The sequence below is a fragment of the Janthinobacterium sp. GW822-FHT07A03 genome (assembly GCF_058798815.1).
Window position 1 is genome coordinate 229,691 of sequence record NZ_JBXAKW010000002.1, and the last position, 19,563, is coordinate 249,253.

General features: G+C 62.7%; 21 protein-coding genes and 1 pseudogene. 8 read left to right on the forward strand and 14 right to left on the reverse strand.

Translation table 11 applies throughout. The annotated features are described in order from the left end of the window. The first annotated feature begins 16 nt into the window (after positions 1-16). Positions 17-1,894: a potassium transporter Kup gene (locus AC1RJW_RS07085; RefSeq protein ID WP_493044372.1), complete on the forward strand. Its 1,878-nt coding sequence runs from the start codon at positions 17-19 to the stop codon at positions 1,892-1,894. A 157-nt stretch (positions 1,895-2,051) separates the two neighbouring features. After that, positions 2,052-2,513, forward strand: a complete 462-nt coding sequence (locus AC1RJW_RS07090) for an FKBP-type peptidyl-prolyl cis-trans isomerase (protein WP_326457006.1) — start codon at positions 2,052-2,054, stop codon at positions 2,511-2,513. Between the two features lie 67 nt (positions 2,514-2,580). Here AC1RJW_RS07090 and AC1RJW_RS07095 read toward each other — a convergent pair whose 3' ends face one another. Both AC1RJW_RS07095 and AC1RJW_RS07100 read right to left on the reverse strand, forming a co-directional pair. Continuing rightward, complete coding sequence (locus tag AC1RJW_RS07095; protein ID WP_493044373.1) at positions 2,581-3,252, reverse strand: Dph6-related ATP pyrophosphatase; 672 nt, start codon at positions 3,250-3,252, stop codon at positions 2,581-2,583. Then, a complete protein-coding gene (locus AC1RJW_RS07100; RefSeq protein ID WP_493044374.1) occupies positions 3,249-3,716 on the reverse strand; it encodes a GNAT family N-acetyltransferase in 468 nt (155 codons plus the stop codon). The genes AC1RJW_RS07095 and AC1RJW_RS07100 overlap by 4 nt, the downstream gene beginning before the upstream one ends. A gap of 9 nt (positions 3,717-3,725) precedes the next feature. On the opposite strand from AC1RJW_RS07100, the gene AC1RJW_RS07105 reads away from it, so the two are divergent. Beyond that, positions 3,726-3,989, forward strand: a complete 264-nt coding sequence (locus tag AC1RJW_RS07105; protein WP_493044375.1) for a hypothetical protein — start codon at positions 3,726-3,728, stop codon at positions 3,987-3,989. Positions 3,990-4,027: 38 nt separating this feature from the next. Beyond that, entirely contained in the window at positions 4,028-4,615 is a 588-nt protein-coding gene (locus AC1RJW_RS07110; RefSeq protein ID WP_493044376.1) for a PEP-CTERM sorting domain-containing protein, read from the forward strand. Positions 4,616-4,802: 187 nt separating this feature from the next. Here AC1RJW_RS07110 and AC1RJW_RS07115 read toward each other — a convergent pair whose 3' ends face one another. Next, complete coding sequence (locus AC1RJW_RS07115; RefSeq protein WP_099377761.1) at positions 4,803-5,228, reverse strand: organic hydroperoxide resistance protein; 426 nt, start codon at positions 5,226-5,228, stop codon at positions 4,803-4,805. A 284-nt stretch (positions 5,229-5,512) separates the two neighbouring features. Between AC1RJW_RS07115 and AC1RJW_RS07120 the strand changes: the two genes are divergently transcribed. Together AC1RJW_RS07120 and AC1RJW_RS07125 are read left to right on the forward strand one after the other, a co-directional pair. Continuing rightward, positions 5,513-6,778: a sensor histidine kinase gene (locus AC1RJW_RS07120; RefSeq protein WP_493044377.1), complete on the forward strand. Its 1,266-nt coding sequence runs from the start codon at positions 5,513-5,515 to the stop codon at positions 6,776-6,778. After that, positions 6,765-7,547 carry a LytR/AlgR family response regulator transcription factor gene (locus tag AC1RJW_RS07125; RefSeq protein WP_493044378.1) on the forward strand — a complete coding sequence of 261 codons (783 nt, stop codon included), beginning with the start codon at positions 6,765-6,767 and terminating at the stop codon, positions 7,545-7,547. The genes AC1RJW_RS07120 and AC1RJW_RS07125 overlap by 14 nt, the downstream gene beginning before the upstream one ends. Before the next feature lie 6 nt (positions 7,548-7,553). Here AC1RJW_RS07125 and AC1RJW_RS07130 read toward each other — a convergent pair whose 3' ends face one another. From AC1RJW_RS07130 to AC1RJW_RS07160, 7 genes are all read right to left on the reverse strand, one after another. Beyond that, the gene (locus AC1RJW_RS07130; RefSeq protein ID WP_493044379.1) at positions 7,554-8,597 is read right to left on the reverse strand and encodes a histone deacetylase family protein; all 1,044 of its coding nucleotides are present in this window, start codon (positions 8,595-8,597) and stop codon (positions 7,554-7,556) included. 19 nt (positions 8,598-8,616) lie between these two features. Further along, positions 8,617-10,218 carry a glutamate--cysteine ligase gene (gene gshA, locus AC1RJW_RS07135; protein ID WP_493044380.1) on the reverse strand — a complete coding sequence of 534 codons (1,602 nt, stop codon included), beginning with the start codon at positions 10,216-10,218 and terminating at the stop codon, positions 8,617-8,619. A gap of 215 nt (positions 10,219-10,433) precedes the next feature. Beyond that, positions 10,434-11,264, reverse strand: a complete 831-nt coding sequence (gene prmC / locus AC1RJW_RS07140; protein ID WP_493044381.1) for a peptide chain release factor N(5)-glutamine methyltransferase — start codon at positions 11,262-11,264, stop codon at positions 10,434-10,436. A gap of 13 nt (positions 11,265-11,277) precedes the next feature. Then, a complete protein-coding gene (locus AC1RJW_RS07145; RefSeq protein ID WP_493044382.1) occupies positions 11,278-11,745 on the reverse strand; it encodes a disulfide bond formation protein B in 468 nt (155 codons plus the stop codon). Between the two features lie 185 nt (positions 11,746-11,930). Continuing rightward, the gene (gene prfA, locus AC1RJW_RS07150; RefSeq protein ID WP_070218995.1) at positions 11,931-13,007 is read right to left on the reverse strand and encodes a peptide chain release factor 1; all 1,077 of its coding nucleotides are present in this window, start codon (positions 13,005-13,007) and stop codon (positions 11,931-11,933) included. 86 nt (positions 13,008-13,093) lie between these two features. Then, a complete protein-coding gene (gene hemA / locus AC1RJW_RS07155; protein ID WP_493044383.1) occupies positions 13,094-14,368 on the reverse strand; it encodes a glutamyl-tRNA reductase in 1,275 nt (424 codons plus the stop codon). A gap of 80 nt (positions 14,369-14,448) precedes the next feature. Then, the gene (locus AC1RJW_RS07160; RefSeq protein WP_046681910.1) at positions 14,449-15,138 is read right to left on the reverse strand and encodes a response regulator transcription factor; all 690 of its coding nucleotides are present in this window, start codon (positions 15,136-15,138) and stop codon (positions 14,449-14,451) included. A 169-nt stretch (positions 15,139-15,307) separates the two neighbouring features. Here AC1RJW_RS07160 and AC1RJW_RS07165 point away from each other — a divergent pair, with 169 nt between their 5' ends. Beyond that, on the forward strand, positions 15,308-15,811 hold the full coding sequence (locus AC1RJW_RS07165) for a YcjF family protein (protein ID WP_230540179.1): 504 nt from the start codon (positions 15,308-15,310) through the stop codon (positions 15,809-15,811). 3 nt (positions 15,812-15,814) lie between these two features. On the opposite strand, the gene minE is transcribed toward AC1RJW_RS07165, so the two are convergent. Genes minE through minC form a run of 3 tightly spaced genes read right to left on the reverse strand, consistent with a single transcriptional unit; the run spans position 15,815 to position 17,670 of the window. Beyond that, positions 15,815-16,066: a cell division topological specificity factor MinE gene (minE, locus tag AC1RJW_RS07170; RefSeq protein ID WP_034752886.1), complete on the reverse strand. Its 252-nt coding sequence runs from the start codon at positions 16,064-16,066 to the stop codon at positions 15,815-15,817. A 1-nt stretch (position 16,067) separates the two neighbouring features. Next, complete coding sequence (minD, locus tag AC1RJW_RS07175; protein ID WP_034752889.1) at positions 16,068-16,883, reverse strand: septum site-determining protein MinD; 816 nt, start codon at positions 16,881-16,883, stop codon at positions 16,068-16,070. A 37-nt stretch (positions 16,884-16,920) separates the two neighbouring features. After that, a complete protein-coding gene (gene minC / locus AC1RJW_RS07180) occupies positions 16,921-17,670 on the reverse strand; it encodes a septum site-determining protein MinC (protein ID WP_493044384.1) in 750 nt (249 codons plus the stop codon). A gap of 380 nt (positions 17,671-18,050) precedes the next feature. Here minC and AC1RJW_RS07185 point away from each other — a divergent pair, with 380 nt between their 5' ends. Beyond that, a complete protein-coding gene (locus tag AC1RJW_RS07185) occupies positions 18,051-18,437 on the forward strand; it encodes a hypothetical protein (RefSeq protein ID WP_493044385.1) in 387 nt (128 codons plus the stop codon). Between the two features lie 158 nt (positions 18,438-18,595). On the opposite strand, the pseudogene AC1RJW_RS07190 reads toward AC1RJW_RS07185, so the two are convergent. Next, a pseudogene (locus AC1RJW_RS07190) lies at positions 18,596-19,539 on the reverse strand (5-methyltetrahydropteroyltriglutamate--homocysteine S-methyltransferase); the annotation flags it as partial. Between the last annotated feature and the right edge of the window lie 24 nt (positions 19,540-19,563).

Here is a 19,563-nt window from a genome sequence, read left to right on the forward strand (position 1 = left end):
AAAAACGGGTGCAATCTTGACGTCGGAACATAAAAAAAGCGGCCTGGCCGGCTTGACGCTGGCGGCCGTCGGCATCGTTTACGGCGATATCGGCACCAGTCCGCTGTACACCCTGAAGACCGTCTTCGACCCGGCCCACGGGCTGGCACTCTCGCACGAGAACCTGCTGGGCATCGTCTCGCTGATCTTCTGGGGCCTGACCCTGATCGTCTCGCTCAAGTACGTGACCCTGGTGCTGCGTGCCGACAACCGCGGCGAGGGCGGCATCATGGCGCTGATGGCGCTGGTGCTGTCGTCCGTCAGCCGCCTGTCGCGCTGGCATTTCCCGCTGATGGTGATCGGCGTCTTCGGCGCCACCCTGTTCTATGGCGACAGCGTGATCACGCCGGCCATTTCCGTGCTGTCGGCGATCGAAGGCCTGGAAGTGGCCACGCCCGCCTTCAGTCCCTACGTGGTGCCGCTGACGATCGCCGTGCTGGTGGGCCTGTATTCCGTGCAATCGCACGGCACGGCCGGCATCGGCCGCTATTTCGCCCCCGTCATGGTGCTGTGGTTTGCCGCGCTGGCCGGCATGGGCGTGGTCAACATCATCAAGTCGCCCGCCGTGCTGGCCGCACTCAATCCCCTGCACGCGGCGACCTTCCTGATGAATAACGGCTTTGTCGCCTTCGTCGCCCTGGGTGCCGTGGTGCTGGCGCTGACGGGCGCCGAGGCGCTGTACGCCGACATGGGCCACTTCGGCAAGAAGCCGATCCGCCTGGCCTGGTTCCTGATCGCCTTTCCCGCGCTGGCGCTGAACTACCTGGGCCAGGGCGGCCTGCTGCTGGCCCATCCGGAAGCCGTTTCGAATCCGTTTTACCAGCAGCTGGGCGCCTGGAGTGTGTACCCGCTGGTGATCTTGTCGACCATGGCCACCGTGATCGCCTCGCAGGCAACCATTTCCGGCACCTTCTCGATGACCAAGCAAGCCATCGCGCTGGGTTTCTTGCCGCGCATGCGCGTGCGCCACACGTCGGAAAGCGAAATCGGGCAAATTTACATCCCCGCCGTGAACTGGCTGCAGCTGGCCGTGGTGCTGCTGGCCGTCGTCGGCTTCGGCTCTTCGGAAAACCTGGCCGCCGCCTACGGCATCGCCGTCACGGCCACGATGCTGTCGACCACGATCCTGACCTTCTTCGTCATCCGCTACCGCTGGAAGATGAACCTGGCCCTGTGCTGGGCCGCCACGGGCTTTTTCCTGATCATCGACGTCAACCTGGTGTCGGCGACGGCCTTGAAACTGTTCCACGGCGGCTGGTTCCCGCTGCTGCTGGGCTCGATTTTGTTCATCGTCATGCTGACCTGGAAACGGGGCCGCCAGCTGGTGTTCCAGAACCTGGAAAAGCATGCGATTCCGCTCGACGATTTCCTCTCGTCGCTGTTCATCGCGCCGCCGCTGCGCGTGCCCGGCACGGCCATCTTCCTGCGCGGCGAAACGGATGGCGTGCCGCATGCGCTGCTGCATAACTTGCTGCACAACAAAGTGTTGCATGAGCGCGTCATTTTCCTCACCGTCTTCATGCATGAAGAGCCGTGGGTGGCGCCGTCCGAGCGCGTGCGCGTGGTGGACCTGGGCCACCAGTGCTACCAGGTCAACGTGCATTACGGCTTCAAGGATGAACCGGACATTCCGGCGGCGCTGGCGCAATGCGCCGAGCAGGGACTCGATTTCGAGATGATGGAAACGTCGTTCTTCATCGCGCGCCAGACCATCATTTCGACGCCGGGCGCCGGCATGATGCCATGGCGCGAGCACCTGTTCGTCACCATGTCGCGCAATGCGCGCACGGCGGCCGACTACTATCAGATCCCGAGCAACCGCGTGATCGAACTGGGCACGCAGGTGGAAATCTAGATAATTGTGATCATTATGGCAACGTTGTATCGGCACACAATTTAGCGCCGTGCTTACGTCTGCTTACAAATGGGCTACGTGAGTCCTGTTAAACTGCAGCCCGTACCGGTCCGCACCGTACGGGCCTCAGCCACACACCAATATTTAAAGGGAAACCATGAAATCGGTATTTCAATTGATCGCCACCCTCGCTTGCGCCGTGGCCCTGACCGCTTGCGGTGCTGCTGCCAACACCGAGAAGCCGGTCGTGCTCGACCCGAATACGCAAGTGAAAGAACTGACCATTACCGATACGGTGACCGGCACCGGTACGGCAGCGGCAGCGGGCGATACCCTGCTGGTGACCTACACGGGCTGGCTGTATGACGCAAGCAAGCCGGGCAACAAGGGCGTGCAGTTCGATGCGAGCCCGGCAGGCAGCGGTTTTACTTTCCCGCTGGGTATCGGCCGGGTCATCCTGGGCTGGGACCGCGGCCTGGTCGGCATGCAGGTCGGCGGCACGCGCACCCTGGCCATTCCGTATGACCTGGGCTATGGCAAGGCGGGCAGCGCGCCGAAGATTCCTGGCTACGCCGGCTTGTTGTTCGAGATCAAGCTGGTCAGCGTGACGAAAAAATAAACACGCGCAGGGCACAAAGCAAAAAGGGCGATTCCACGGAATCGCCCTTTTTGCTTTGCTGGCCGGTTTAAGCGGGCGCCAGCTCCTGGAAGTAATACGTGGCGCCGCCCAGGTTGGCCGGCGCGTCATATTGCAGCACTTGCGTGCGGCGCAGCGCGACCGGGGCGCTGAAGGCGGGGCCGTCGTAGACGAAGGTGTGGAATTCGCCGTTTTCGCCGCAGGCGTCGACGCCGGGCGGCAGGTCGGCCAGGAAGGCGGCGTCGAACTCGCGCCCGCAAAATGCGCGCGGCAGATGCTGGCCGTTGATGCACACGACGATGGCCTTGAAGCCGGCGGCGAGAAATTCGTCGACCAGCGCGCGGCGGTCTTCGCCCCACAGGGGCAGGTGGGCTGTCAGGCCGGCAGCGGCGCAGACTTTTTCTTCCCAGTCGCGGTGCGGCTGCAAATCGATGTCGCCAAACAGGGCGTGCTCGATGCCGTCCTCCTTCGCCGCGCGCAGCATGGCGATGAATTGCTCTTCATAGCTGGCCCAGCTGGCGTGATAGCGCTGCAGGCGCGCCCCCAGGCGTGCCGCCTGCGCTGCCAGCAGCTCGGGCGGCACGCCGTGCGAGCGCGATTTGCGGCCATCTTCATCCATGGCCGTGATCAACAGCGGCACGCTCGTGCCGGCGTTGCGCGCGCGCCACAGGGCCAGGCAGGAATCCTTGCCGCCGCTCCAGGAAATGAGCGCCGTCGTCATGCCGCTCGCTCCGCGCGCAGCATGTCGACGTGCTGTATGCCGTCTTCGTCGTACGGCGCGCTGACGGTGACAAAGCCGAACGACTGGTAGAAGCGTTCCAGGTAGTGCTGCGCGCCGATGCGGATGGCGTGGCCAGGGTGCTGGCGTTCCGCCCGCGCGATGCCCTCAAGCAACAACTGCTTGCCGGCGCCGCTGCTGCGCGCCTCGGGCGCCGTCAGCACGCGGCCCAGCGACATTTCCACATACTTGGCGCCCGGCGCCAGCACGCGCAGGTAGGCGGCCAGCCGGCGCTGGCCATCGACCGTTTGCCAGCCCAGCAAGTGCATCGCCTGCTGGTCATGGCCGTCCAGGTCCGGGTAAATGCACTGCTGTTCGATGACGAACACGCGCTGGCGCAAGGCCAGCACCTGGTACAAATCGTGGGGGCCGAGTTCGTCGAACGTGTTCCATTGCCAGCTGATCATGGGTCATCCTTGATTGAGAGTGGCCGTGATTTTACCGGCTTCAGGGCACCAGCGTTGAGCAAGGCGCGCAATTGCGCTTTGGTGCCGGCCCTGACGGTGCAGTTGCCGCAGGTGCGCAGGAAGCGTGCTTTTTTGTGTACAGCTACCGAATTGCAAGCCTTTTCGTACACTCTGCAGCAAGCCGAAATCAGGCCGTTTTCGGAAGAAAATTATAATTATGATAATCTCTTCATGGCGATTTTGCCGTCACTTTTGACTCGGGCATCCACCTGAATGCCCCTTGTAACGTTCTACAAAAATATGAGGAAGCCATGAAAAAGAAACTGTTATGTGCCGCTCTATTTATTGCCGGAATCTCTTCTGCCCATGCCGATGAGAGGACCTGGAATTTTGTCTATCAAGGCTTCGTCGACGCCGCTACTGGCGTGTTCGATTCCCAGATGAAGTACAAGGGCAGTTTCACCGGCGAAGACCGTAATCGGGACGGCATTGTTGCACTTGATGAACTCAGCTATTTCGAATCCCAGGGCCATGAGTATTTGCCTGAAAAGATCATTATTGGCAGCGGGGGCTGCGGCAGTTCCTATCTTAAATGTACAGTATATGCATTTAGTTATGCATTGACGGGTAAGCTGCACTATTCAGTCGGCACTTCCGGCGCTGACGAAGTTTATGTCCACTGGTGGAGTAGCTATGGCGCTACCGGCAGTTCCTTCGGCAGCCTAAGCGGAAATTCGCACACGGGCGAAAGTTGGTCAGATCAATATAATTGGTCCGACCGGACGACCTTCACCATCTCTGCGGCGCCAGTCCCTGAGCCTACGGTCGCGTTGATGCTGCCTGCGGGCCTGGCGCTCATGTGCTTGGCACGGGTACGGCGCCGTAAGATCCCTGCTTGATCAGGCCGGTCTGGCCGCGCATGCGCCGTGCGGCGCGCGCGGTTGATCGATGTGGACGGGCCTGACCGTCATGGATGGCGCACCAGTATATATACCTTGCAAGATCCGTCCATTTCCATGGAATTGCCATGCTCAATCCCCGGCAGCGTTGCGTTGCCGGGGACGGATGCGTGACCTTGCCGCCCGATTACACGATCGTCAGGGTGACGTCGATGTTGCCGCGCGTGGCGTTCGAGTACGGGCACACGATGTGGGCAGCGGCGACCAGTGCTTCGGCGGCGGCGCGTTCCATGCCTGGCAGCGAAATCTTCAGTTCCACTTCGATGCCGAAGCCCGTGTCGATGGCGCCGATGCCGACGTTGCCTTCGATCGACAGGTCCGCCGGCACGGCGATCTTGTCGCGGCCGCCGACGAATTTCATGGCGCCGATGAAGCAGGCCGAGTAGCCGGCGGCAAACAGTTGTTCCGGATTGGTGCCGACGGCGCCATTGCCGCCCAGCTCTTTTGGCGTGGTCAGCTTGACGTCCAGCACATTGTCGGACGACACGGCACGGCCTTCGCGGCCTCCGGTGGCGGTGGCTTGCGCGCGGTACAGGACTTGTTTGATCGACATGATGGTTTCCTTTAGGTAGATAAATAGGTGACTACTAAATAGTGTGCTACTTGTTTCGCGGGCCGTGGCCCCAGGATGCCCGTCTGAAGAAGTAAATCCGGCGTCCATGTGTGCAATATATATCGTGCACTATTTAATTGCAAGCGATTTTATTTCGCGGTGGCGCGGATTGATGCTTTATTTTGATGCCTTTGTCGCTACTACCGGGCTTCCATCGCATAATGGCCACCGCCGCTGGTGCCGATTGCTATTCTTGGCCCACTTCTACGTTCCAGGGAAAAACCATGACTAGCCTCTTCTTTATCCTTCGCCTCACCTTGGCCACGATGCTCACGTACATCATCGCCACCGCCCTCCTGGTCGAGAACTTCCTGCGCTATATCTTCGGACACACGGAAGGCTTCTTTGTCATCGTCGGCGCGTTGCTGGCCTGCACCGTCATCACGAATGCGTTTTCGCATGTGCGCCGCGTGCGCCTGATCGCCGGCGCCGTCAATGCCGGCACCCTGTCGAGCCGCCAGCGGCGCCAGATCGAGATCCCGTTCGAGGCGGGCGAAGCGTTCGACATGGTCGACGCGGCCATCCGCGAACTGCCGGGCAGCGAAGTGGTGGAAAGCGCGCGCGACAGCCTGCAGGTACAGGCGCGCGTGCGCCGCGCGGCGCCGTACACGCATACGGGCTTGCCCCGCATGCGCGTGCTGGGCTTCCTCGAACCGCGGCCGAACCAGATCCTCGCCACCGTCACGCCGAATGGCGAGGCGGGCAGCGTGACCCTGATCTGCGAGCCGGCGCGCAATGCCTGGACCGACTGGTTCCTCGTCGACCATGGCAGCAACCTGGAAAATGCGGAAGCGGTGACGCGGGCGATGACGCGCCGGGTGGCGCAGCGCCGCCGCGGCGAGCAGGCCGAGGCGCGCCAGACGGTGACGGAAAAGGAACTCACGGTAGCCAAACTGAGCCTGCTGCATGCGCAGGTGGAGCCGCACTTCCTGTACAACACCCTGGCCAGCGCGCAGCTGCTCACGCGCAGCGACCCCGTGCGCGCCGACGCGATGCTGGGCAACCTGATTTTATATCTGCGCCACTCGCTGCCGCGCACGGAGCAAGCCATGTCGACCCTGGGCACGGAGCTGGAACGGGCGCGCGCCTACCTCGACATCCTGAAAATCCGCATGGGCGAGCGCCTGAACCTGCAGATTGAGGTACCGCAATACCTGCGCCAGGTGGAGCTGCCGCCGATGATGCTGCAAACCCTGGTGGAAAACGCCATCAAGCATGGCCTGGAGCCGAAAAGCGGCGGCGGCACCATCTGGATCATGGCGCGCAGCGGCAATGGCACGGTGATCGTCACGGTGGCCGACGATGGCAAGGGCTTCAGCGACGACGGCGCCGGCACGGGCATTGGCCTGCGCAATGTGCGCGAGCGCCTGCGCCTGACCTACGGCAATGCCGCCGCGTTTGCCATTGTCGCCAACTTCCCCGATGGCGTGACGGCCACCATCACGGTGCCGGACAGCACGGCGCAAGGAGTGTCGTATGCATCCGCCTGAAATGACGTGCGTAATCGCCGAGGATGAAACCCTGCTGCGCGATGCGCTGGTGGCCCTGCTGGCCGAAGAGTGGCCGGCACTGCGCATCGTCGCCGCCTGCGACGACGGCGGCACGGCGCTCGAGGCCATCGCCACGCGCAAGCCCGACGTCGCCTTCCTCGACATCCGCATGCCGGGCCTGACGGGGCTGGAAGTGGCGGCCGGCGCGCTGGAAGCGAGTCCCGCCACGCAGGTGGTGTTCGTCACGGCTTACGACCAGTACGCGATCGATGCCTTCGACAAGGGCGCCGTCGATTATTTATTGAAACCGATCGCCCGCGAGCGCCTGCAGGCGACCCTGCAGCGCGTGCGGGCGCGGGCTGGCAAGGCCCCGGCGGTCGACGGCGCGCTGGCCGGCCTGCTGCAGCAATTGAGCAGCGCCTTGCCGGCGGCGGCCAAGTCGCCGCCGCTGGTGTGGCTGACGGCCAGCAGCGGCAAGGATACGCGGCTGATCATGGTGGAAGACATCGCCTATTTTCAATCCGACACCAAGTACACGGCCGTCATGACGGCGGACGGCGAGGCGCTGCTGCGCAAGCCGATCCGCGAACTGCTCGACGTGCTCGACCCGGCCATTTTCAAACAGATCCACCGCTCCACCATCGTCAACATGAAGATGGTGGCGTCGGTGACGCGCGACGAGGTGGGACGCGGTGCCCTGCGCCTGAAAACGCGGCCGGAAACCCTGGCCGTGAGCCAGCCGTTCATGGCGCTGTTCCGGAATATGTAGGCCGGCTTAATCGGCCGTCTCGAAGCCTTCCAGCACATTGACGACGTTGATGCCGATTTCCTTCACCGCATAGCCCCCTTCGAGGATGAAGGCGGTGGGCAGGTTCAAGTGCGCGAGGCGTTCGCCCACGCGCAGGTAGTCGCCGCTTTGCAGGGAGAAATGCGACAGCGGGTCGCCCACGAAGGTGTCCACGCCGAGCGAGACCACCAGCGCGTCGGGCGCATACATATTGATGCGCAGGCAAGCCGTTTCCAGCGCGGCGAACCAGCTGGCCGTGGACGTGCCGGCCGGCAGCGGTAAATTGACGTTGTAGCCGAGCCCCGCGCCGCTGCCCGTTTCATCCGCATGGCCCAGGTAAAACGGATATTCGCTGCGCGGGTCGGCGTGGATCGAGGCGAACAGCACGTCGTCGCGCGCATAAAAAATGCTCTGCGTGCCGTTGCCGTGGTGGTAGTCGATGTCGAGGATGGCGACCTTGCGCGCGCCGTCGTCGAGCAGGTGCTGCGCGGCCAGGGCCGCGTTGTTCAGAAAACAGTAGCCGCCAAAGAAATCGCTGCCCGCATGGTGGCCCGGCGGGCGCGTCAGGGCAAACGTGGCGCGCTCGCCGAGGCGCAATGCGTGCGCCGCATTGACGGCGCAGTCGGCGCCCGTCTTGGCCGCCGTCCAGGTGCCCGCCGTCAGCGGCGTGCCGTTGTCCATCGAGTACAGGCCCAGCTTGGCCGTGAAGTCGTCCGGTTCGATGTCGCTGCGCAAGGTACGCACAGGCCACACGGAAGGCAAGGCGTCCTTGCCCGCATTGTCCGGGTCGAGCGCCAGCCAGTCGTGCCAGGCGTGGCGCAGGAAATGCAGGTAGCGGGGCGTATGGATGCGCTCCAAGGAGGTCAGCGGCACGCCGTGCGGCGTGACGATGCGGCCCAGGTTGCGCCGCCCCAGTTCCGCCACCACCATGTCGGCCCGCTCCGGTGTCTCGAAGCAGGGCACCATGGCGCCGCGAAACATCTCGAAGCGGCCCCGGTGCTGGCTGTGCAATTCATTATAGAAGGTCAGCATCGGGGCGTTTTGCGCAAGGTCAGGTGTGCGAGCACAGGGTGCTGGCACGGTAGGCGGCGACGAAATCGTCGAAGCTGCCTGCGGGTGCCGCTTCCATGGCGCGCTGCTCGGCCAGCGAGCTTTCCGCCAGCTGGTCGAAATACGCGCTTTGTTCCTGTGTTGCCGGATGTGCGCGGAACCAGGCGGCGTGGCGTTCGCTTTGCTGCAGGCCGAAGGCGGCAAACGAGCCGCCGTTGGCGCGCAGCTCGGCCAGTACCTTTGCCGATGGCGTCGCGTCCGGGTCGGCCAGTTTACGGGCCTGCGCGGCCAGGCTGTCCGCGTGCTGCGTGCCGCCCTGGCGCGCGTCGAGTAGGGCCGCGACGGGCGCGATACGCGCCAGTAATTCCTCGCCCCAGGCTTGCAGGGTAATGTCTTCGCCATCGCGGCGCAGGCTCAGGCCCGGCTTGCGGCCTTCCTTGACGGTGCGGGCGAAATTGTTCGTGTAGCAGGCGCTTTGCTCGGCAGAAATCGGCGCGCTGTCGTCGAGCGCGCAGAACAGCAAAAACGCGTCGAGGAAGCGGCCCGTTTCCAGGCTGATGCCCACCGGTTCGAACGGGTCGACATCCATGCAGCGCACTTCGATGTATTGCACGCCGCGCAGGCACAGGGCCTGGATGGGGCGCTCGCCCGTGCGGATCACGCGTTTCGGGCGGATGGTCGAATAGTACTCATTTTCGATCTGCAGCACGTTGGTGGACAATTGGATCCACTCGCCATCCTTCTTCGTGCCCAGCGTTTCGTACGGCGGATACGGGTCGTTGACGGCGTGCGTGAGGGCGTTGACGTAATCATCGAGGCTGTTTTCGTGCGGGCGCAGGCCGGACTGGGCGTCGTTCTGGTAGCCGAGGTCGCTCATGCGCAGGCTGGTCGCGTACGGCAGGAACAGGGTGTCGTCGGACAAGGTGTCGAGCTTGTGCGCGCGGCCGCGCAGGAAACCGGCGGACAGGGCCGGCGAGGCGCCGAACAGGTACATCAGCAGCCAGCTGTAGCGGCGGAAATTGCGGATCGTCGCCAGGTAGCTTTCCGACTGCACGTCTTTCGGCGTGGCGGCCGCGTGGTGCGGGCTGACGCTGGTGTCCGGATGGTTGGCCAGCACTTGCCACAGCTGCTCGTCGAGCGAATAGTTGTAATGGATGCCGGCGATGCATTGCATGGCCTTGCCGTAGCGCAATGCCAGGCCGCGCCGGTAGACGTGCTTGAGCATGCCCATGTTCGAGCTGCCGTAGTTGGCGATCTCGATGTCCGCTTCGGGCGGCAGCTGGCAGGGCATCGACTGGCTCCACAGCAACTCGTCGCCGAGGCGGCTGTAGGCATGGCGGTGCACGGTATCGAGCTTGTCGAGCGTGACGGCGATGTCCTGTTCGGCGGGCGTGATGAATTCGAGCAGCGCTTCGGCGTAGTCGGTGGTGATTTCAGGGTGCGTCAGCGCCGAGCCCAGGGCGGCGGGGTGGGGCGTGGAAGCCAGATGGCCGGCATGGTCGACGCGCAGGGTTTCACGCTCGATGCCGCGCAAGCCGCCCAGCAGCGCGCGGTTGGCATCTTCGGTCAGCAATGCCAGGCGGCGAGTCAACAGGTTGGGCAATTTGAGCTTCCTTTCTTGTGCAGCATATAAATAATTTGTGCTGAGATTAACCGAATTTTGGCAAATGCGTCGGCGCCGGCCCAAAAAACGCCGCGTCGCCAGCGTCCGCCCCGGGGAACGGGGACGGCGCTTCGGTCAGGAATTCGCTTGATATTTTAACAAACTGCGGGGGATCTGGCGCGCCGCCGGGTCAAGCTTTGCGCAGGTGGCAGCGCTCAGCCCAGGCGGGCGCCGCTGACTCGTTCGATGCCGGCCAGGTCGCGCCAGCTTTGCACTTTGCTGTAGCCAGCAGCGGCCAGCAGCTCGCGCACCTGGGCAGCCTGGTCGTAGCCGTGTTCCATCAGCAGCCAGGCGCCCGACGCCAGGTGGCGCGCGGCGCCGGCAATGATGGTGCGCAGGGCCGACAGGCCATCCGCATGGTCGGTCAGCGCGCCCGCCGGTTCGAAGCGCAGGTCGCCTTCGGCCAGGTGGCGGTCGCCGCTGGCGATGTAGGGGGGATTCGAGACGATCAGGTCGAACTTTTCCGTGCCCAGCGCTTCGAACCAGTCGCTGGCCATGAAGGTGATGTTGACGCCGTTGGCGCTGGCGTTGCGGCGCGCCACGGCCAGCGCCGTGCTGCTCACGTCCAGGGCCGTGACGACGGCGTCGGGCCGCGTGTGCGCCAGCGCGACGGCGATGGCGCCGCTGCCCGTACCCATGTCGAGCACCCGTCCGCCCGGCGGCAGGCGCTCGAGCGCCAGTTCCACCAGCACTTCCGTGTCGGGGCGGGGAATCAGCACGGCGTCGTTCACTTCGAACGGCAAGCCGAAGAATTCGCGCTGGCCGACGATGTAGGCGATCGGCTCGCCCTGCAGGCGGCGCGCCAGCAAGCATGACAGACGCTCGGCTTCAGCGGCAGTGAGCACCCGCTCCGATTGCGTGATCAAGCTGACGCGCGACAGGCCCAGCGCATGACCGAGCAGGATGCGGTTGTCGAGCGGATCGAGCAGCGGACGGATTTGCAGGGCGCCGACAGTGCTGCCGGCGGGGATCAGTGTTTCTGGCATAGATAATTGATTATTATTTGCGGCGCAGCAAAGTCCACAACATGGTGATGGCGAAGAGGGCGAACCAGATGAATGCCCATTGCGGAATCGACAGGCCGAAAAACGGCTCGCCGGCGTTTTCGCAGGCGCCATACGATTCGAACATGAAGGGCATGAGTTCGGCCGTGAAGACCTTGTTCAGCGCCGTTTCCACCGGGTCGATGCCGCACGAGAAGCCCGGGTTGGCCAGCACATACAAATGCTTGGCGCCCACGCCCATGCCGCCCAGGGCCGCCAGCAAGCCGACGCCGGCGCCGATCTTCGGACGGTTGGCGGCGGCGCCCGCCAGGCAGGCGATGCCGATGGCGAGGAACAGGTAGCGCTGGATCACGCACAGCGGGCACGGTGCCATGTTCATGGCATGCTGCAAATACATGGCCACGCCCAGCATCAGGAAACACAGGGCGGCGGTCAACAGGAGGACGGTGCGTGAATTTTTCATGGGCGACACGGTGAGGTGGATGGAATCGAGCTGGTCATTTTCGCACAAGGGCTGATTTTTATTGCTTAGCCGCTACTTAAACCCTTGATCTGGCTGGGCGCTTTAAAAAGTGTTCAGGGCAAGGCGCAGCGCCGCAGGCAGTACGAATGTACGGCCAGGCGATGCAACGCCGCCATGGACGCTTTTTAATCGCCCAGCGCGGCAAGCAGCTCCGCCTGGTGCTCTGCCGCCAAGGCATTCGTCAGTTCCGTCAAATCCCCGTCCATGATGAAGTCCAGCTTATATAACGTCAGATTGATGCGGTGGTCCGTCAGGCGGCCCTGCGGGAAATTATAGGTGCGGATGCGCTCGCTGCGGTCGCCCGAGCCGATCAGGCTCTTGCGCGTGGCCGCTTCCTTCGACTGCTGCTCGCGCAATTGCACGTCCTTGATGCGTGCGGCCAGCACTTTCATCGCCTGCGCCTTGTTCTTGTGCTGGCTGCGGTCATCCTGGCATTCGACGACGATGCCGGTGGGCAAGTGGGTGATGCGCACGGCCGAATCCGTCTTGTTGATGTGCTGTCCGCCCGCGCCCGAGGCGCGGTAGGTGTCGATGCGCAAGTCGGCCGGGTTGATGTTGACGTCTTCCACCTCGTCCGCTTCTGGCATTACGGCCACCGTGCAGGCGGACGTGTGGATGCGGCCCTGCGTTTCCGTGGCCGGCACGCGCTGCACGCGGTGGCCGCCCGACTCGAACTTCAGCTTGGAATACGCGCCATTGCCCACCACGCGCACGATCACCTCGCGGTAGCCGCCCAGGTCGGAGTCGGACGACGACACCAGTTCCACCTGCCAGCGGTTGCGCTCGGCAAAGCGCGTGTACATGCGCAGCAGGTCGCCGGCGAACAGGGCGGACTCGTCGCCGCCGGTGCCGGCGCGGATTTCCAGGAAGATATTGCGCTCGTCATTGACGTCCTTCGGCAGCAGCATGGTCTGCAATTCGCGTTCCAGTTGCGCCATGGTGGCTTTCGCCGCCTCGATCTCTTCCTGGGCGAATTCCTTCATGTCCGGGTCCGCCAGCATTTCTTGCGCTGTCGCAATATCGTTGCCCGCTTCCTGGTAGGAACGGTACAGGGCCACCAGCGGGCCCAGTTCGGCGTGCTCGCGCGTCATCTTGCGGTAGCTGTCCATGTTCGACGTGGCGTCCGGGTGCATCAGCAGTTCGTCGAGTTCGACCAGGCGGTTCGCCAGTTGATCGAGTTTGCCCAGCATGGATGGTTTCATAGCGATTCGCGGTAAAAGAGTATAGGGATGGTGCAAGCCCGGCAGGCGGGCAGGGGGCGGCCGCGCGGGCGGCCAGCGGGGCTGCGCTAACGGCGGGGACGGAACAGTTTCGGCAGCAGGGTGACCAGCTGCTTGCGCTCGTCGCCCTGCGCATGGTGCAGCGCCTGCTGCGGACCGTGCAGGAATTTGGCCGTCAAGCCTTTCGACAGCGCTTCGAGCACGGCGTCGATGTCGGCGCCCTTGGCCAGCATCTTGCGCGCCCGTTCCACTTCCAGCAGGCGCAGCGCTTCGCTGTTTTCATGCAGATGCTGGATGACGGGCACCATGGCGCGGTCGTCGACCCAGCTCATGAACGATTGCACGCGCGTCTCGATGATGGCTTCGGCTTGCGCCACGGCCGCTTGCCGGCTTTCCAGGCCCGTCTGCACGACCTTGCCCAGGTCGTCGACCGTGTACAGGAACACGTCGTTCAAACGGCCCACTTCCGCTTCGATGTCGCGCGGCACGGCCAGGTCGACCATGAACATGGGCTTGTGGCGGCGCGCCTTGATGGCGCGCTCGACCAGGCCCAGGCCCAGCAGCGGCAAGGACGACGCCGTGCACGAGATGACGATGTCGAACCGGTGCAGCTGCTCCGGCAAGTCGGCCAGGCGGATGGCGGTGCCGTTGAAGCGGTGCGCCAGTTCCTCGCCCCGTTCCATGGTGCGGTTGGCAATGGTGATGCTTTTCGGATTTTGTGCGGCAAAGTGCGTGGCGCACAATTCGATCATTTCGCCGGCGCCGATGAACAGCACATTCTGTTCGGCAATCTTGTCGAAGATGCGCTGCGACAGGCGCACGGCGGCGGCCGCCATGGACACGCTGTGGGCGCCGATTTCCGTGCTGCTGCGCACTTCCTTGGCCACCGAAAAGCTGCGCTGGAACAACTGGTGCAGATACGTGCCCAGGCCGCCCGCCTCGTCGGCCGTGCGGATGGCATCCTTGATCTGTCCCAGGATCTGCGTTTCGCCCAGCACCATCGAGTCGAGCCCGGAGGCGACGCGGAAGGTGTGGCGCACGGCATCGTGCTGCGGCAGCATATATAAGTGGGGGCGCAGCTCGCTGTAATTGAGCTGGTGATAGTCGGCCAGGAAATGCGCGCCCGCGTCGAGCGGGTTCGGCACATGGCTGGCCGCGTACAGCTCGGTGCGGTTGCAGGTCGACAGGATGGCCGCTTCGTCATTGTCGCGCAAGTCGATGCGCTGGAACCAGCTGCGCGCCGCCATCACCGCCTGGCCCAAGTGCTCAGGCGCAAACGCCAGCTGTTCGCGGAGCGACACTGGGGCGGTGGTATGGTTGAGACCGACGGCGAGCAGTTGCATTTCAGGGCTGTTGGATGACTTATGGCGACATTATAACGCTTTGTGCCCGCGCTTTGAGCAGGTCAGCCGTTTGCCGCCGTTCAGCCGCCCAGTTTTTCCAGCCGATAACCGTAGCTGTAGACGGGCACGAGGCGGTAGCCGTGTTCCGGTTTCAGCTGCAGCTTGTTGCGCACGCGCGAGACGTGGGTATCCATGGTGCGCGAGGGCAGGGCCGTGTCGCGCTGCCACACGGCTTCGTGGATGTAGGCGCGCGACAGGGGCCGGCCCAGGTTGCGGAAAAACAGCAGCGCCAGGGCGAATTCCTTGTGCGTCACGTCCAGCACTTCGCCATCGCGCAACAGGCGGCCGGGGCGGGTTTCAAACGTGTAATGACCGAATTGCAAGTACTCGGCGCCATTCTGGGCCGGGTACGCCACGCGCAGCAGCGCCTGGGTGCGCAAGGTGAGTTCGCTGCGCCGCAGGGGCTTGATCATGTAATCGTCGGCGCCGGCCGTCATGCCCGCCACCACGTCGTCTTCGCCGGAACTGTTGGTCATAAACAACACGGGTGCCTTCGGCGCCAGTTTTTCCCGGGCACGGCGCAAGACTTCCGCACCGTCCAGATCGCTCACATGCCAGTCGAGGATGAGCATGTCGCAACTGTCCTTGCGCAGTTGCCCCAGCATTTCCTTGCCACTCTGAAACTCGTGGCAAGCGTGGCCGGCGGCGGTGAGCACCTGGCAGATCAGTTCTGCCTGGCTATGGTCGCTATCGAGTACGGCAATTCGCATAATTGGCTGGAGTGTGTAGCAACAAACAGACGGTCTGCTCTGCTTATCGTAATGTTAAGGAATGCTCAAGTGAAATATAACAGAGATTGCAACTGTGTCCAGTGAAATCGGAGGGCAGACCCTTTACGTTACACTTGGTCATCTACCCCTTACTAGCGGAGAAGCGGCCATGCCAGACAAGAGTACTACCGATTGGACCCTGATACCGGCCAGTCATGCCGAAATCGAGCAAGTGCGCGAGCGTTGCCGGCGCCTGGTGCAGCGGCGCGCCATGATGTCGGCCGGCGCCTCGGCCATCCCCATTCCCGGCATCGACCTGATGTCGGATGTCGGGCTGTTTTCCATGCTGATCAACGATATCAACCACGAATTCGGCCTCACGCCCGAGCAGATCGAGCGCCTGAACCCGCAGTTCAAGATGATGGCCTACCGCGCGGCGGTGGGCATGGGCGGCATGCTGGTAGGAAAGTTAGTGTCGCGCGAACTGATCCTCCACCTGCTCAAGCGCAGTGGCGTCAAGATTGCCACCAAGCAGGTGGCGCGCTTCGTGCCGTTCGCCGGCCAGGCGGTGGCGGCAGCCATCGGCTACGCCGTATTCCGCCAGATCGGCAACCAGCACGTGAATGCCTGCGCCGCGGTGGCGCAGGAATTGCTCACGGTCAGGCCGGAGTAGACCTTACGCGTCCGGCAGCACCACGTTCACGTCGAGGACTTCCAGGTTGCCCTGGCGGTCCAGCGAGATCTTGATGTCGTCGGCATTCACCTTGGTGTACTTGGAAATGACGGCGATCAATTCCTTGTGCAGGGCGGGCAGGAAGTCCGGACCATCGCGTCCGCTGCGTTCGCGGGCGATGATGATCTGCAGGCGTTCCTTGGCCGCGGTCGCCGTCTTCGGCTTGGGGGGGAAGAGGAAAGAAAGCAAGGCCATATCACTTCGCCCCAAAAATGCGCTGGAGTAATCCAGGCTTTTCATAGTTGGTAAAGCGCAACTCGACCTCTTCGCCGAGGAAGCGCGAGACCACGTCTTCATAGGCTTGCGCCACGTCCGTGCCCGTGAAATGGATGGCCGGATTGCCCTGGTTCGAGGCGGCCAGCACTTGCTCCGATTCCGGAATGATGCCCACCAGCGGGATGCGCAGGATTTCCTGCACGTCCTGGTAGGACAGCATTTCATCCGATTCAACGCGTTTCGGCGAGTAGCGGGTGATCAGCAGATGTTCCTTCACCGGTTCGCCGCCCGTCTGCGCGCGGCGCGACTTGGCTTGCAGGATGCCGAGGATGCGGTCCGAATCACGCACCGACGACACTTCCGGGTTGGTGACGATGATGGCTTCGTCGGCAAACGTCAGCGCCATCAGCGCGCCATGCTCGATGCCGGCCGGCGAATCGCAGATGATGAACTCGAAACCCATGTTGATCAGGTCGTTCAACACGCGTTCCACGCCTTCTTCCGACAAGGCATCCTTGTCGCGCGTCTGCGACGCGGGCAGGATGAACAGGTTGTCGCAGTGTTTGTCCTTGATCAAGGCCTGGTTCAGGGTCGCTTCTTTATTGATCACATTGATCAGGTCGTAGACGACGCGGCGCTCGCAACCCATGATCAGATCGAGGTTGCGCAGGCCCACGTCGAAGTCGAGCACGGCTGTCTTGTGGCCGCGCATGGCCAGGCCAGTGGAAAAACTGGCGCTAGAGGTCGTCTTGCCGACACCGCCCTTGCCGGACGTCACAACAATAATTCTTGCCACAAATAATCCTTTTCAGATATCTCTTGAATTGTGCAGCTTAAGAGCGGTTCACGGGAGTGACCGGATTGACAGAGTGTATATCGATTCTGTCTCCAGCCAAACGAATTTGCGCGGGTCCGCGCGCCATTTCCGCGGGGAAACCATCCTCGAAGGTGCGGTACACGCCGGCGATCGAGACCAGTTCCGGTTCCATGGCCAGCGCGAAGATGCGCGCCTGGGGATTGCCCGAGGCGCCGGCCAGCGCGCGGCCGTACAGCGAGGAATACACGTGGATGCTGCCGTCGGCGATGATTTCGGCGCCATTGTTGACGACGGCGGTGATGATCAGGTCGCAGCCGCGCGCATAGATGCGCTGGCCGGCCCGCACGGGCGTATCGATCACCATCACTTGCGCGTCGGCGCCCGCCTGGGCGGCCGCCGTGGGGATATCCCTGGGGCCATCCTTGGGCGGCGCATCGTCGCGCGTCTTGCCGCTGTCGAGGCTCAAGCCTTGTGCCAGGATGGCGTCATGCATGTCGGCCGGCGCATTGCGCACGGCCACGGCATTCAAACGGTATTTTTTCAGCAGGGCCACCAGGGCGGCCCAGTCGATGGGGGCGCTGCCGGGCGGCAAGGCCGCCACGTCCAGCACGGCCAGGTCGTCCTCGAAAAAGTCCGCCACGCCTCCCGTCATGTCGCGCAAGGCGGCATCGAGTGCCTGCGTATCGGCGCTATGCAGAATGGCGGAGACTGCAACGACAGTGGAAATCTTGATTTCGATAGGCTTCTGCGACGGGCTTTTGGACATAAACATTTATCAAAGTGAAACTGCGGCAGGCCAGATGTTCCGTACGGCAACAATGGGAGCAGTAAATTTCTTGCATTCTACTGCAAAAAAATCAGCGTCAGGGGCCCGGCGCGTGCTATTCCGCAGGGCAACACCTACTTCCTGTCAAAAAAAACGGGCGGCGCCCCGAAAGCAGCCGAGAATGCGCCCTGACGGCGCTGTTCCAGGATCAAGCGGCGCGCATCTGCTGCACCGTCTCCACCCTAGATTGCTTGTGATAACATTAATAATGGAACAAATGCAGCTTATCTGGTGGGGGGAAGTCCTCGCAAGAAATCATCGTCTGAAATGGAAGGTTTGCCTTCCGCAGGCACAACAATAAAAATGCATGGCTTTGCAAGATGAAAAAGAATATTTTCGGGTTCTTGTTTGTTTTAATTTTAATGTCCCTACTTTTACTCCAAGAGAAATATAGAGCACCATCGACGAAAAATTTATATCTTTCGCTCAAAATACAGGGAACGTCACTGCACGACTATATTGTTGACTGTAGGGGCGCCAGTGGCGGGGTGATTGCGGAGACGTGCCTGCTAAGTAAAGAACCAGATGTCGGAGAAATCGACGAGGCGTTAAAAAATACCCAATGGACGGATTTTTCGGATAACAGGGATGCCCTGTCTTCCTACCGGGGATGGTGCAGGGAGCATGCCCGAATATATATCGGCCAAGGAAAAAAAGGCTGGCAAATCACATACTTATTTGACATGGCTTTTCAATGTCCTGGCTGAGGCCGATATAAGAACAGTCTTTCATGTGAGAAAGCGGGAATGGCTGCAGCATCGCAGTCGCCTCCGTTTCCCCATGGCGCTTTGGCGCAGCAGACAGGACGGTACTGCTGCGCTTATCCGGCCCGCATCTGCTACGCCGCCGCGACCATATTTCTTAAAGCCGCCAGCGGCTGCAGCACGGCCAGGGCCGCGTCGAGGTCGGTGCGCCAGATATTGCGTGCCGATCGACAAGACTTTATGCGCGGGCAGCCAGTCCGTTACGCTGGTCAGTTCATGCGGCGCGCGGATGCCGTCCACGTGCAGGCCGGCCACGGGCAGGCGGCACGTCAGGCTGAGATTTTCTTCCAGCGGCGAGAAATACGTGGCCAGCAGGATATTCACGCCCACCTGGTTCAGCTGCCAGTACGTGCTTTCGAAGGCGCTGCGCCACGCATTCGGCAAGTCCAGGCCCAGGATCGGTTCATCGAGCTGCACCCACGTCACGCCCTGCTGTTTCAATCGGTCGAGCAGGGCGCCGTAGACGGGCAGCAACTGTTCCAGCAGGGCCAGGCGCTCGAAGCCTGGCGTCTTTTCCTTGCCCAGCCACAGGAAGGTGAGGGGGCCGATCAGGGCCGCCTTGACCTGGTGGCCCAGCGCCTGTGCCTCGGCCACTTCCGCCAGCAGGCGCTCGCCAGCCAGCGAAAAGCGGGTCTGCGGCGACAATTCGGGCACCAGGTAATGATAATTGGTGTCAAACCACTTGCTCACTTCCAGCGCATGGCCGTGGCTGCGGCCGGCGTGCTGCGCCTGGCTGGTGCCGCCGCGCGTCATGGTGAAATGGCGCGACAGCGGCGATTGTTGCGCGTCAAAATCAAAACGCGCCGGTTCGCAGCCCAGCAGCTGGATATGGCTGGCCACCTGATCGTAGAAGGCGAAGTCGCCCACGGTGACGTAGTCGAGGCCGGCGTCGCGTTGCTGCGCCCAGTGGCGCGCGCAATTGTTTGCCGACCTCTTCCAGGGCCGCCTCGGACATCTCGCCGCGGCAGTGGCTTTCCAGCGCCAGTGTCAGTTCGCGCGCGGCGCCGATACGGGGCAAGCCAAGGATGTGCGTACGAATGGTCATGATGTCATCGAGATTTCATGTGAA